The organism is Rhizobium sophorae, assembly GCF_013087515.1.
In the GTDB taxonomy this organism is placed as follows: domain Bacteria; phylum Pseudomonadota; class Alphaproteobacteria; order Rhizobiales; family Rhizobiaceae; genus Rhizobium; species Rhizobium sophorae.
This window is the reverse complement of record NZ_JABFCN010000028.1, coordinates 188,012-201,533: the sequence shown is the minus strand read 5'-3', so window position 1 is coordinate 201,533 and position 13,522 is coordinate 188,012. Positions and strand designations below refer to the sequence as shown.

At 60.4% G+C, this 13,522-nt stretch carries 12 protein-coding genes and 2 pseudogenes; 7 read left to right on the top strand and 7 right to left on the bottom strand.

Translation table 11 applies throughout. The annotated features are described in order from the left end of the window. Positions 1–190: 190 nt before the first annotated feature. On the bottom strand, positions 191–1,066 hold the full coding sequence (locus G9X64_RS16710) for a bifunctional helix-turn-helix transcriptional regulator/GNAT family N-acetyltransferase (RefSeq protein WP_168313282.1): 876 nt from the start codon (positions 1,064–1,066) through the stop codon (positions 191–193). Between the two features lie 62 nt (positions 1,067–1,128). On the opposite strand from G9X64_RS16710, the gene G9X64_RS16705 reads away from it, so the two are divergent. Then, positions 1,129–2,022 (top strand): hypothetical protein, encoded by an 894-nt coding sequence (locus tag G9X64_RS16705; protein ID WP_168313867.1) that lies wholly within the window; start codon positions 1,129–1,131, stop codon positions 2,020–2,022. A 546-nt stretch (positions 2,023–2,568) separates the two neighbouring features. On the opposite strand, the gene G9X64_RS16700 is transcribed toward G9X64_RS16705, so the two are convergent. Then, entirely contained in the window at positions 2,569–3,036 is a 468-nt protein-coding gene (locus G9X64_RS16700) for an Lrp/AsnC family transcriptional regulator (RefSeq protein ID WP_168313280.1), read from the bottom strand. 124 nt (positions 3,037–3,160) lie between these two features. Here G9X64_RS16700 and G9X64_RS16695 point away from each other — a divergent pair. Both G9X64_RS16695 and G9X64_RS16690 read left to right on the top strand, forming a co-directional pair. Continuing rightward, positions 3,161–4,373: pseudogene (locus G9X64_RS16695) on the top strand (argininosuccinate synthase). 351 nt (positions 4,374–4,724) lie between these two features. Then, a complete protein-coding gene (locus tag G9X64_RS16690; RefSeq protein WP_168313278.1) occupies positions 4,725–4,898 on the top strand; it encodes a hypothetical protein in 174 nt (57 codons plus the stop codon). A gap of 36 nt (positions 4,899–4,934) precedes the next feature. Here G9X64_RS16690 and G9X64_RS16685 read toward each other — a convergent pair whose 3' ends face one another. Next, the gene (locus tag G9X64_RS16685; protein ID WP_205919953.1) at positions 4,935–5,318 is read right to left on the bottom strand and encodes a VOC family protein; all 384 of its coding nucleotides are present in this window, start codon (positions 5,316–5,318) and stop codon (positions 4,935–4,937) included. 212 nt (positions 5,319–5,530) lie between these two features. On the opposite strand from G9X64_RS16685, the pseudogene ubiA reads away from it, so the two are divergent. Both ubiA and G9X64_RS16675 read left to right on the top strand, forming a co-directional pair. Then, a pseudogene (gene ubiA / locus G9X64_RS16680) lies at positions 5,531–6,444 on the top strand (4-hydroxybenzoate octaprenyltransferase). A 22-nt stretch (positions 6,445–6,466) separates the two neighbouring features. Then, complete coding sequence (locus G9X64_RS16675) at positions 6,467–7,243, top strand: phosphodiester glycosidase family protein (protein WP_171376983.1); 777 nt, start codon at positions 6,467–6,469, stop codon at positions 7,241–7,243. Positions 7,244–7,253: 10 nt separating this feature from the next. On the opposite strand, the gene G9X64_RS16670 is transcribed toward G9X64_RS16675, so the two are convergent. Next, positions 7,254–9,134 carry an ABC transporter ATP-binding protein gene (locus G9X64_RS16670; RefSeq protein WP_168313870.1) on the bottom strand — a complete coding sequence of 627 codons (1,881 nt, stop codon included), beginning with the start codon at positions 9,132–9,134 and terminating at the stop codon, positions 7,254–7,256. A gap of 179 nt (positions 9,135–9,313) precedes the next feature. Then, positions 9,314–9,880 carry a YybH family protein gene (locus G9X64_RS16665; protein WP_171376982.1) on the bottom strand — a complete coding sequence of 189 codons (567 nt, stop codon included), beginning with the start codon at positions 9,878–9,880 and terminating at the stop codon, positions 9,314–9,316. 89 nt (positions 9,881–9,969) lie between these two features. Here G9X64_RS16665 and G9X64_RS16660 point away from each other — a divergent pair, with 89 nt between their 5' ends. Then, entirely contained in the window at positions 9,970–10,974 is a 1,005-nt protein-coding gene (locus G9X64_RS16660) for a LysR family transcriptional regulator (RefSeq protein ID WP_168313872.1), read from the top strand. Between the two features lie 104 nt (positions 10,975–11,078). Further along, positions 11,079–11,480: a GFA family protein gene (locus G9X64_RS16655; RefSeq protein WP_168313272.1), complete on the top strand. Its 402-nt coding sequence runs from the start codon at positions 11,079–11,081 to the stop codon at positions 11,478–11,480. A gap of 78 nt (positions 11,481–11,558) precedes the next feature. On the opposite strand, the gene G9X64_RS16650 is transcribed toward G9X64_RS16655, so the two are convergent. Both G9X64_RS16650 and G9X64_RS16645 read right to left on the bottom strand, forming a co-directional pair. Beyond that, complete coding sequence (locus G9X64_RS16650) at positions 11,559–12,032, bottom strand: VOC family protein (protein ID WP_171376981.1); 474 nt, start codon at positions 12,030–12,032, stop codon at positions 11,559–11,561. Between the two features lie 294 nt (positions 12,033–12,326). Continuing rightward, on the bottom strand, positions 12,327–13,331 hold the full coding sequence (locus tag G9X64_RS16645; RefSeq protein ID WP_171376980.1) for a carbon-nitrogen hydrolase family protein: 1,005 nt from the start codon (positions 13,329–13,331) through the stop codon (positions 12,327–12,329). Positions 13,332–13,522: the final 191 nt, after the last annotated feature.

Genomic DNA, 13,522 nt, shown 5'->3' with positions numbered 1-13,522 from the left:
CGGGACAGCGGCGCCGCCTCCCCCGCCTTCATTTCTGTGCTTGTCACAGGAATCCAGCCACGGCGCGTCCGCGCCCTGAATAACTAAGCAACAAACTCTCCCGCGCCCAAGGACTTGGGCGCACTGGATTCCTGTGACGAGCACAGGAATAACGAAGGAGAAGTGTGTAGCGGCCCAAAGCGAGCTTCGCTTAAAGGCGCTTCTCAAAGAACGTGTCCGGGTATGGGTCGTCATTGAAACGGTCGATCTCGCTCCAGCCGGTTCCGCGATAAAGTTGTGTTGCCTCGGGCAGCGCGCTATTCGTATCCAGACGCAGGAGCTTGATGGATAGTTCGCGGGCGATGTTCTCGGCAGCTGACATAAGGCGCCTTGCGAGGCCAAGGCCACGCGCGGATGGGGCGACCCAGAGCCTTTTGATCTCCGCGACCTCGCCGCCATTGCCCTTCAGCCCGACACAGCCGATCGGCAGCCCATCCGACATGGCCACCAGGAACGCACCGCGCGGACGGATCATATCCTTGGCGTCTGGATCGCGAGAAAGCGATACATCGAAACCCTTCTCGAAGCGGCGTGCGAGTTCGCCGTAGTATTCGCGCAGACAATAGCTGGCGTCCTCGTGTCGCGGGTCTTTCTCCTCGAGCACGATCTGCTCACGTCTCAGCGAAGAAGCGACGATATCCATGGCGCGCAGCAATTCGTCCGGGCGACGATGGCGCGCCAGAAACGATTTCGCTTGCGCATTGGAAAGCGCTTCATAAGCCTGAAACTCGCAACGGCCGGTTTCGGTCAGCCTGGCAACGCGGCGACGCGCGTCCTGAGGGTTCGGCACCGTCTCGATGAGACCCTCCTCTTCCAGACTGCGCAGCAGGCGACTCATCAAGCCAGAGTCGAGACCGAGATAATCGCGGATCACCGCAACATCCGATTGCCCGCGGCCGATCGAATTGAGGACGCGGGCGGCACCCAGCGGACGGCCGCGTCCGAGGAAAGACGTATCGAGAGCACCGACTTCGGAGGTGACGGCACGGTTAAAGCGACGGACGCGAGAGACAGGATCGTAGGTCATATTATCTGACTTTAGTCAGATAATTGATCCTGTCAATTCAAGGCACTTCAGGGGACGCGCAAATGAGCCGCGCACTCCACCATCCGCCTTGCGCGCCACCATCCCCTCGCTTATGGGAATGGCAACGTCCCCAAGGCCTTCCCGTGTTCCGTTTTGCTCTCCACGCCCTGATCGTTCTCGTTCTGACGTTGCTGACGCAGATCGGCGGCATCGCCTATCTCGTGGCGCTGGCCGCCTCACGCGCCTGGGGCTTACGGCGATTTCTGCCCAAGCTTGCGATCTTCCTGCTTTGCTATGCTAGCGCCACCTTTACCGCGACCTTCGCCGCGCCGATCTTCGGGCGGGTTCCCCTCTCCTGCCTCGCCGACGCCGCGGACCGGCTCGTGGTCCGCTCCCCGATCTATTGCCTGCTGAACCGCAACTACGTCACACCCGAGGTGCACGATCTGGCAAAGGCGCTTGCCGCCCACATGGACAGGGAATTTCCTGGAACCGTCACCGTCGCGCTGGATGCGAATTTTCCCTTCGTGAGAGGCTTTCCGCTGCTGCCGCATCTGTCGCATGCCGACGGAAAAAAGCTGGACTTCGCCTATTATTACAGGGATGTGGACGGCGCCTTCCTGAATGGCGCCACCCGCTCCCCGATCGGCTATTTCGCCTTCGAGCAACCCGCCCCCGGCGACGAACTGCCATGCGAAGGGCGCAACGACTGGCTCACAACCCGCTGGGATTTCAATGTGCTGCAGCCTCTGTTTCCGGCCTATCGCATCGAGGAGCAGCGCACATCGGCCGCGATCGGCTGGTTGACGAGCGAAGGCGTTGCGCGCTTCGGCCTGCAGAAGATCTTCATCGAGCCGCATCTGAAGAACGCGCTCGGCATCACCGACGGCCATATCCGCTTTCAAGGCTGTCGCGCCGCCCGCCACGACGACCATATTCATATCCAGGTCGAGTAACCCTCTCGCCGGCCCTCTGGCCCAGACCCTCAGGATCGGAGGTTTGTCCGCCAAACGCGGATGCAACCATTACCGCCATTACAAAAAGTTTGGGGAGGGCGCTTCCCACTCTCAGCGGATCGCACCTTGGGATGAGGCTCATTTCAACGCTGGTGCGGCATCACCAACGTATCTATTGGAAGTGCGGCATCCTACAACGTCCCTTATCCTTGTACGCGCAGCCCGAAGGGCGAAGCCTCGAAGGACACGCCGCAGCACTGCATCCTGAATCCATCAAACGCCGGAACACCTGCCACGCAGGGTGGCAGGGAGGGCAAGTGGCGCTGCATGCTGATATCGCCGGATGAGACGCCGGTGGCCGGCCCCGTCCTTCGAGGCCCCTCTGGGGCACCTCAGGACGAGGCCGGAGGGATGGTCGTACGACCCCACAAACCACGCTCGATTACATCACCCATGCCGCGATGATCCTGCTCCTGGTCACCGGCCTCGTCTGGCTGGCAAGGAACCGGAACACCTCTCCCTTGGGATAGGGATCGAGCACGACGCCTATCGCAACGGCAGTTCGTAACTCCGCTTCAGCGTTTCCATCGGCACGTCGGTCTTGACGCTGAGGACGCTCGGGATGCGCGTCAGGTGATCGGCCTGGAAACGCCAGTAGCTATGCAGATCGGCGGTGACGATCCGAAGCACGGCGTCGCATTCCCCTGTCGTCAGGTAGCATTCCATCACCTCGGGGAACCGCCTGACGGCTTCTCCGAAGCGGAGCGTGACCTCGGCGTCCTGCGTCTTGAACCACACGCGGGCAAAGACCGTCAGCCCCGCCCCGACTTTTGCAGGGTCCAGCACGGCGACGTAGCGATCGATGATCCCGGCCTCTTCCAGCAGCCGCACGCGACGCAGGCACGGCGATGGCGACAGGCCTACCTCTCTCGCCAGATCGACGTTTGAAACACGCCCGTCACGCTGAAGCACGCGCAGGATATGGCGATCGATCGCATCCAAGGTGACTGGCATTTTATAGCTCCAACCCGTGCTGCAATGGCATGATATGCCCAACTTTCGCAATTTTACGGATGCTTCGCAAGCTCATTGCGTAGGACTTGGCCTACCGTTCCAGCATCGAGATGGAGATGGGTTGATGACGAAGATAGAGAAGATTGTGCTTTCCTATTCGGGCGGGCTGGAATACCTCGATCATGCTCAAATGGTTGCAGGAGACCTACGGATGCGAGGTCGTGACGTTCACCGCCGATCTCGGCCAGGGCGAGGAGCTCGAGCCGGCGCGCGCCAAGGCGGAGATGTCAGGGGTCAAGGACATCCGTATCGTCGATCTGCGCGGGGAGTTCGTCAGCGATTTCGTCTTTCCGATGCTACGGGCGAACGCGCTCTATGAGGGGCAATATCTGCTGGGCAGTTCCATCGCACGGCCGCTGATCGCCAAGCATCTGGTCGGCATAGCCCGGGAGGTTGGCGCGGATGCCATTGCCCACGGCGCGACAGGCAAGGGCAATGACCAGATCCGGTTCGAGCTGGCCATCAATGCGCTCGATCCGTCGCTTAAGGTCATCGCTCCCTGGCGCCAATGGAACATCCGCTCCCGTACGCAGCTTCTGGAATATGCCGAGAAGCATCATATCCCAGTGCCAAGCGACAAGCGCGGCGAGGCGCCGTTCTCGATCGACGCCAACCTGCTGCACACCTCGACCGAAGGCAAGATCCTCGAAAATCCGGCGGAGGTCGCGCCCGATTATGTCTATCAGCGCACGGTTGATCCGCTCGATGCTCCTGAGGCCCCCGAGATCATCACCATCGGTTTCGAGGCAGGTGACCCGGTTTCCCTGAACGGCAAGGCAATGACACCGGCCGCATTGCTGAGCGAACTCAATGGACTGGGCGGCCGGCATGGTGTCGGACGCCTCGATCTGGTCGAAAACCGCTTCATCGGCATGAAGTCGAGGGGAATATATGAGACGCCCGGAGGCACGATCCTCCTCGCCGCGCATCGCGGCATTGAATCGATCACGCTCGATCGCGCCGCAGCGCATCTGAAGGATGAGATCATGCCCCGTTACGCCGAGCTCATCTACAACGGCTTCTGGTTCGCGCCCGAGCGGGAAATGCTGCAAGCCCTGATCGACCACAGCCAGGCTTTCGTCAGCGGCGAAGTGACGCTCAGGCTCTACAAGGGAAGCGCCTCGGTCATCTCCCGCGCCTCCCCCTGCTCACTCTACTCCGCCGACCTCGTCACCTTCGAAGAAAGCACCATCGCCTTCGATCATCACGACGCGGAAGGTTTCATCAGGCTTAACGGACTACGGTTCAGGAGCTGGGCCGCCCGCAACGGCAGATGACCGCCCTATCTTACGTCAGCCAGCGCACCTAACGCTCACGACGCTCCAAACGCCTTCCCCTCCACACTTCGACCTGGGGGAACCGGACGAAACGGGCAGGTTCGGATCCCATAAGCTGCGAGGGTCAATGGCTGGATGGGTCAATGCCACATTGACGGCATCGTCCTGGCGGCTGGCCGAAGCAGTCAGGTTCCATGGAGAAGCCCCGAATCCAGTTTCAAACGATTTTTAAAATGGCCACTCCGAAAGCTAATCGATTTTAATTTTATGGTTAAAATTTTCTTGTTGCAGCGCAAAAGGATTTAGACATTAATTTGTGCGGATGCTCAGTTTATTCGTTGGAGAACTCGCATGACTGTGACATTTCCGCTAACCGAAAAGCGCGACGCCGAGACATTGCTGAAACACTTGACGTTGCACAATCTCAGCGTTCCGGGAAACTGCGTCGTGTCGCTCAAGGCGCACGTCGCCCAGGTCTCATCCTCTCATACGACCGCGCTCGGCACCGCCCGTACCGCCTGGTAGTCCCCGAGACGTCGAATTGCGGCAATCAAACTCGCCTCAGCCGTCGTAGACGACAGCAATCTTGTTTCCGGCGGGGTCGCGCACGTAAGCGGAATACCAGTTCGGCCCGTAGTGCGGGCGTAGACCGGGTGCGCCCTCGTCCGTTCCGCCATTGGTCATCGCAGCGTCGTAAAAAGCGTCTACCTCGGAGCGGGACTTGGCCATGAAAGCAACCATCGAGCCATTTCCGGCGCTCGCCGGTTCGCCGTTGAACGGCTTGCAAACCCATAGAACGAAACCTTCACCCTTCCCACCTTCGGAATAGGCGCTCCATCCGGGAAATTCCCGATGTTTGCTCCATCCGATCGTTGCCAAGCTCGCATCATAAAACCCATTCGATTTGACGGAATCGATTGCGCCGACGGTTGCATAGACACTCATGATCTTCCCCTCCCTGCTCCAAGATCGGAAGAATCCATATCGCAAGCACGTGAACACAACAAGAACATATAGCGGCATTTTCCGCGGAAGGTCGGCGACCAATCGCAGCGAATGATTATTGCCGTGTCTGCAAAAGTTCCTATTCTGGGCGGCGCCTATGGCGACAGCACCTGAGGCTTCACGGCTATTTGTGACAGGAAATTTGGATCATCATGACGACTCTGAGCCGCCCCGATCTCAGCGATATCCAGCGTGGCGACTGGGTGGATCGCCGGCTGCCGGCTGCATGGCGGCCATATACGCGGTTGGCGCGGCTGGATCGCCCGGTCGGAATATGGTTGACGCTATTCCCGTGCTGGGCCGCGCTTATCCAGGCATCTCACGGCCTCCCGGACCTCAGGCAAATGGCGATCTTCTCTCTCGGCGCTCTTCTGATGAGAAGCGCCGGTTCCACGGTCAACGACATCGCCGATCGGAAGTTTGACGGCCATGTCGAGCGGACCCGCTTTCGGCCCTTGGCAAGCGGAGAGATCGCCACACTGCCGGCCTTTCTCTTCCTCGCCGTTCAGCTTGCGCTTGCGGCTTCGCTTCTGTTTTTCCTGACGCCTTACACCCGCCTCATCGCGATATGTGTGCTGCCACTCGTTTTTGTCTATCCGCTCTGCAAGCGCTTCACCCACTGGCCGCAGGCCGTCCTGGGCGCGGCGTTCAATTGGGGGATGCTGATGGCATGGGCCGAGGCTGCCGGACATATCCCGGTCGGCGCCGTGCTGATGTGGGCCGGGGCCATCGCCTGGCAGATCGGCTATGATACGATCTATGCCTATGTCGATCTGAAGGACGACACCCGTCTCGGCCTGAAATCGACGGCAATCCTGTTCGGCCGGCACGGCAAGACCTTGATCGGCCTGTTCTATGCTCTGGCGGTCGGCGCGTGGTCGCTCGGGGGCTGGCTGTTGGAGATGTCGCCGCCTTATGCGATCGGAATGCTGATGATCGCCGGCCATCTTGCCTGGCAAACCCGGCGGATCGATCTTGCCCGCCCGGACATCAATTATCGCCTGTTCCTCGCGATATCCTGACGGGGGTGCTGCTTGCCTGCGCGGCTTTGTCAGGCACATGGTAAGCAGCTCAAGGATGTGGCACCGATGACCTATCTCAAACACGGCATACTCGCCGTCGCCATCATGCTGGCAGCAACGATGACATCCTTGCATCAAGAGCATGCTGAACAATGCGAACAGCAAAGCTTCGAAGAGGCGAAATACGTCGTCTGCACGCTGGAGCCGGGCAAAGCCGACCTGCGATTATTCTGGAAGAATGCCGACGGCGCGCCATACCGCGCTTTTTCAAGCCTTGCCGAAGCCGTTCGCGCCGAGGGGCGAACACTGACATTAGCTGTTAACGCCGGGATGTATCGTGCCGATTTTTCGCCGATGGGACTCTATGTCGAGAACGGCAGGGAATTAAAACCCGCCAATACGACAGAGGCCGAAAGCTCCGCCGGTCAGGTACCGAATTTCTATAAGAAACCGAACGGCGTGTTCTTTCTGGGTGAAGCAAGCGCCGGCATACTCCCGACGGATGAATTTCTTAAGCATCGGCCCAAAGTGCGGTTCGCCACGCAATCCGGTCCGATCCTTGTCATCGCCAACAAGCTGAACCCGATCTTCATCGTCGGCTCGACCGACCGAACCCGCCGCAGCGGTGTCGGCGTCTGCGAGCGCGGCGCGGTTCGTTTCGCGATGAGCGAAGACGGGGTGAATTTCCACGATTTCGCACGGCTCTTCCGCGACCATCTGAAATGCCCGGATGCCTTGTTTCTCGATGGCGGACGGGGTGTCGGACTTTACAACCCCGAAATGGGCCGCAACGACCGGTCTTGGCACGGCGGTTACGGCCCTATCTTCGGGCTCGTCGAATAGCGCACTCGCATCAGGTCGCAGGCGAGGCCGAGAAGAGTTCGTCGATATCTTCGGGAATGAAGCCGCCGGTCTGGCGTTTCCATAGGCGCGCGAACAAGCCGTCTTGTTCGACCAGTTCGTCCGGCCTGCCCTCCTCCACGATGCGCCCGTGGTCGAGCACGACGATCCGGTCCATCCTGGCGATGGTCGACAGGCGGTGGGCGATGGCGATCACCGTCTTTCCCTCCATGACGAAGTTCAGCCTTTCCTGGATGGCGGCTTCGGATTCGCTGTCGAGGGCGGAGGTCGCTTCGTCCAGCACCAGGATCGGCGCGTCTTTCAGGAGAACGCGGGCGATGGCCACGCGCTGGCGCTGGCCGCCGGAGAGCTTGATGCCGCGGTCGCCGACGAAGGCGTCGTAGCCCCTGCGGCCCTCGCCGTCCGCGAGATCGGCAATGAAGCCATCGGCGCTTGCCATCTTTGCCACCGCTTCGATCTCGTCCTTCGTCGCCTCCGGCCGGCCGTAACGGATATTGTCGCCGACTGAACGGTGCAGCAGCGCGACGTCCTGCGCGATGACCCCGATGGCACGGCGAAGACTTGCCTGCGTCACCTCGCGAATGTCCTGACCGTCGATCAGGATCGCGCCGTCGCGAATGTCGTAGAAACGTAAAAGCAGGTTTGCGAGCGTCGTCTTGCCAGCCCCGGAGAGACCGACCAGCCCGACCTTTTCGCCGGGCCGGACCGTCAGCGATAGTCTGTCGATGACAGGTTTGCCTGACTTGTAGGCGAAGTCGACGTTTTCGAAACGGATCTCTCCGCGGCTGACCATCAGGCTTTTCGCATCAGGCCGGTCGGTAATGGTGGGCGGCGTCGTTAGGACGGGCATGGCGTCCTTGATCGTGCCGATCGCCTGAAAGATCTGCTGGCCCATCTGCAGAAAAGTGAAGGTGTGCGAAGACAACCGCTGGAGGATATAGACCGCGCCCACGAACTCGCCGACCGTCAGAAAGCCCTTGACGAGGCCCGAAAAGCCGATCGAAAGCATGGCGAGCCACAGCACCATGTTGAGCGCCACGACGATCAATTCCGACGTGCGGTAGATACGTTGCTCACTATGTTGCGTCTGCACGGATTTCTGAATGACGCGGCGTATTGCGCCCGCCTCGCTGTCTTCGGCCGCAAACTGTTTGATCATCTGCATGTTGGTGTAGAGATCAGTGATGGCGCCTGCGACAAGACTGCGCTGCTTGGCGGTACGGCGCGAGCGTTCGGCAAAGGTCGGCGCCATCCTGATGGCGAGCGCCACATTAAGCGCGATCCAGACGATAACAGGCAAGGCAAGCTGCCAGGACAGGCTCATGAGCAGGATCACCGAGCCGATCATCTGCAGCAGGAAACGCGGACCGGTCTGGAAGGCAATAATGATCTGCTGCTGGACGGAGGACACCACCTGTGACAGGCGTGAGGCGACCTGCCCGGCAAAAAGGTCGTGAAAGAAGGCGAGATCCTGCCGCTCCACCGCCTTGTGGCCCTGCCACTGGATGGCGGCTGGCATGCCGACGCCGAGCGTATGCGAGTTGAACGTGTTGAGTAGGAACGAGGCGATCGGCATACCCGGAAAGATCAGCAGCCCGAGGAAGGCAAGCAGTGGCCATTCGCTGTGTAGGAAAGCTGGCGCGCCCTTTTGCGTCACCCCGTCGACGATGACCGAAAGCCCCCAGATGATCGTCAGATTGATGGCCTCGATCGCCATGGAGGCAAGCGCGAGCGCAATCAGAACGCCTCGAAACATCGAGATGAAATGCAAAAGGACGGCCACCGGCCCCTTGGCCGGCAGCGGTCGGTAAGGGAGGTCGAGCGGCCGGATCAAGGTTTCGAAGGGACGATAGATCGCATCTGAAATCGACATGGGCCACTCGGATCAAAAATCGGGAGGAGGCGTGGACTCAGCTACGCTAGGTCGCAGAAAATCATCTTCCGGCCACCATCTCAATCAGAAATTTCAGAGAATCTCCCAACAGGCGTTTATCGTGAAAGGCTGACCCGCAGCATTCCCATTAAGGGCGATCACCTCAATCCGGACTGACATCATTCGCCTCGGGCCAGGGCTGCGGCCTGTTCCAGCGAGATCTTCCCAACCAGGGGGTCGGCATGACGATGGGCGAGCCGCCAGTCCGATCCATGCCGGCGATAGACCTGCGTGACGCGCAGCGACCAGTTCTGGTCCGGCAGGCCGCCAACCTCGCCATGCTGGCGCTCGATCATCACCAGTACGATCAGATCCCTGCAGACGTAGGACTTTTCCACCTCCAGGGTTCCACCGCCGTTGCGGAAGTATCGAGCGAGTTCGGCCAGATGCTCGGGACCGTCGTCGAAGCCATGGCTGGCCGGGCCACCGAATGGCTGCATCAGGGTGAAATCGTCATCGAGCTGGATCAGGCTCGCCCACCTTGTCATGTCGCCGGCCATGAAAGCCGCTGCCTGTTGTTCTGTGCGGCGGATGATGCCTGGCAACGTCTCATCGGATGCCGGGGCGGCAAGCGCGACGCGCCCTGTTGCAGCGATCGCCATCGTCAGGGCGGCTCGCCGGGACACGGTTGTGGCCTCGTGCACGGGTTGGTCGCCGCGCGCCGTTTTGTTTTTGAAAGAGGACATTGGATCTTCCTATTGGTGGCCGGCAATATCGGAATGATGGTTATTTCCCACTTTCACAATGATGAATCCAATGATACGATTTCAGCAATATGCTGAACCAAATTGATCTCTCCAGAATCGATCTCAACCTGCTCGTGCTGTTCGAGACTGTCATTGAGGAACGCCATGTCGGGCGTTCGGCGCAGCGGTTAAACCTCTCGCCTTCGGCCATCAGTCACGGTCTTGGTCGGCTGCGCATACTGCTGGGTGACCCGCTGTTTCTCAAAACACCGAAAGGTGTCGTTCCGACCGATCGGGCCGAGGAACTTGCCGCACCCATCGCCGATATATTGGCCCGTGTTCGCAGCGTGGTAGCGACAGCGGAACCATTCGATCCAGCCCGCTCCCAGCGACGATTTACGATCGGCGCGCCCGATGGCGTTTCGTCTGTGTTTTTGCCGCCATTGCTCGATCTATTGGCCAAGTCTGCTCCCGGCATCGCAATCAGCGTCCGGCAATTGCTGCCCAGGCAGGGCGAGCCATCGCCTGATCTGGCTTGGCGCGATGCGTTGGCCGCGTTGGAAGCCCGCGACATGGACATCGCCATCATTCCTCAGGCCGAGTTTCCGGTCCGCTTTGCAAGCCTACTGCTCTACGAGGAGGATTTTGTCATCGCTGCGCGTCAGGGCCACCCTTTGCTGACAGATCAGACGCTGGCCACCTACTGCGCCATGCAGCACCTCGTGGTCTCGCATATGGGCGATACACATGGCTTTGTCGACAATGTGCTGGCCAGCCATGGATGCTCCAGGCAAGTGGCCCTGACGGTCCCGAACTTCATGTTCGCACTCGCCGTGCTTGCGGAAACCGACTTTATCTCGGCCTTGCCGCGCCGCTTCGTCGAGATGCATGCCGCGCGGTTCGGCGTCGTCAGCGTCAACCCTCCCCTGCCCCTCGGACGCTTCGCCATCAACGCGGCTGCACCGAAGGCGGCAATGGGTGACGAGGGCGTGGCCTGGCTCGTAAGGCTCCTGCAGGCATCCATGGATAACACGATAGATAAAACCGCCGCTCACAGCGGAAATCGTCCGGCTCCCATAAAGGCGGACACCTGAGCCGCCGATAGCCAAGACCTGGCACTGGATCGCCCAATTGCGGTCATCGCGCGATTGAGGCAGGATGCCGTCCTTGAATAGAAAGCAGGATCGAACCGACGCTCATGCTGACGGGCTCATGTCATTGCGGCAAGGCAAGCTGGAAACTCGAAGGTGATCCGGGCTCGATTACCGCCTGCAACTGCACGCTCTGCCGACGCTACGGCACGCTGTGGGCCTATGACTACGAAGGGGAGCGCATCGCTCTCACCGGTGAGACCTCCTCCTACACCCGCGCCGACAGGGACGAGCCGTCTCTCGAAATATTGTTCTGCCCCTCCTGCGCCTGTGTCTTGAGTTGGCGCGGCTTGCGGCTTCGAAAGGATGGCCGCCGGCGCATGGCTGTCAACATCCGGCTTGCGCCGCCAGATCTCATTCAGGATCTGGCTGTCGATCATTTCGATGGCCTGGATACGTTTGAAGACCTTCCGTCCAAGGGGCGTTGCGTACGCGATCTCTGGTTCTGAGCTGACCGCGAAGACGCCACCGGGCCGGATCGCACCAGATGCGAGCCCTAGTAAAAGATCGTTCTGCGCGAAGCTACCTCAGCCGCGCCGTGCGGCCTCGATCACCGCGACGTCGATCTTCCTCATGGTCATCATCGCGTCAAATGCACGCTTTGCCTGACCGCCACCCGCCGCCAGCGCTTCGGAGAGGATGCGCGGCGTAATCTGCCAGGACACACCCCACTTGTCCTTGCACCAGCCGCACTCACTTTCCTGGCCGCCATTGCCAACGATGGCGTTCCAGTAACGATCGGTTTCTTCCTGATCGTCGGTTGCGATCTGAAAGGAGAAGGCTTCGTTGTGTTTGAACACAGGACCGCCGTTCAGGCCGATGCAGGGAATACCCGCAACGGTGAATTCCACGACCAGGACGTCTCCCTGTTTCCCATCGGGATAATCCCCCGGCGCACGAATGACGGCGCCGACGGCGCTGTCGGGAAACGTCGCGGCATAAAAGTGGGCAGCAGCCTCGGCGTCCTTGTCGTACCATACGCAGATCGTGTTTTTTGCCATTGCATGATCCTCTCGCTCTTCGCTTGGCATTTCCGTTCTGAAATAAGAGGCAAACCCTCTTTCTCCAGCCCGGCCCGAGCGATTTCACGCATGTACTTGCCGGGCGCTGAATTGGTGGAGGCGCCGCTACATCTCTCCTCCCTCACCCCTGCGCTCGTCACAGGGATCCAGTGCGCCGAAGTCCTTGGGCGCAGAGATACCAAGTGGGTATGCAGGCGGCGGCGGAACCGCGGGTTACAATTTCGCAAATGCGGTCAGCATCGTTGCTACCCGCTTTGCCGGCGCGACGCGGCTCTAAAACATATCCCGCGCGTCGCTGCGCGGGTCGCCGTCAACGCGATGCGGCTCATAGAGGCCGCCCAGAGCTTTGCGCCGCCACGGCCGGGCAATATCCGCGGGATTGTCGTCGATATCGGCAAGCGATATCGCGGCCGTTCCATCTGTAGCGCATTGCGCCGCCCACCGGCCACCGGGAGCGACGATCCCGGAAGGCACGGGATCAGCTAGGCCGGGATGTGCGAGTATCGAGAAACTCACCCAGTACCTGTTGCTCGCCGCGTACCCCTGCACCTCGGCGGCGAAGGAGGTATCATTGGCCGGCGTCCCTCCAGTGGACGAAAACAGCACGCAGTGAACGTCGAGCCGCTCGTATTCAGTGAAAATTTGCGGAAAGTTGCACTCCATACCGAGCGAGCAGCCGAAGCGGATGCCGTCCACCTCGAAGGTGACAGGGATCGAACCCGGCGTATACATGAAGGAGATCTTGGTGTTGGACAACATTCGCTCGTCATAGCGCGTCACCAGGTCTCCGCGGTCGGAGACGACATAAAGGCTGTTGTGCGGCCGGTGCGGCGGCGTCAGCGGATGCACCGAGCCGATGACCGTCCAGAGCCCGAGTTCGCGCGCCAGCCTGCGCGTTGAATCCAACTCCTCGCGAAGCACGGCCCATTCGAACCGTCGCCAATCGGAGGGCCCGATCTCCCTCGGCCCGATTTCCGACATGATGCGCTTGTTCGGCGATGATGTCGTCCCTTCGGGAAAGTGGACGAGCCGCGCGCGCGCCTCTCGCGCCTGCCTCATCAGCAGCCGCATCTCCTCGCCACTCCGGCGAAGCTTGTCGATATCGCGGGGATCGTCCGCATGGGTGGTCTGCGCCACGGCGAGACGCAGGCGTTTCACCTCGGGCGCTGCGTCATTCGTCGATTCGGGGAGAATATGCATGCGGGCGGTCGTGTAGGATTCGCCCGTCTTGGCGGCGCGCGCACGCACCCGCCGTTTGAAATTTCCGTTCTCAGTCATATCATGGCCTCTCACGTTCCGGACGGTGTTCCCCAGCAACAGGCCCGAAACATCAGGACCAAGGACCACGACCCGAGACGAAAGTCCCTTTGCCTCCGTTTGAAGACCCTGCTGGGGAGGGTCTAGAGAGGTTCGGCGTTAGGCTACGCCGACCCAAAGATGCCGAGGCGGCCGCGATTCGTCAATTCGGA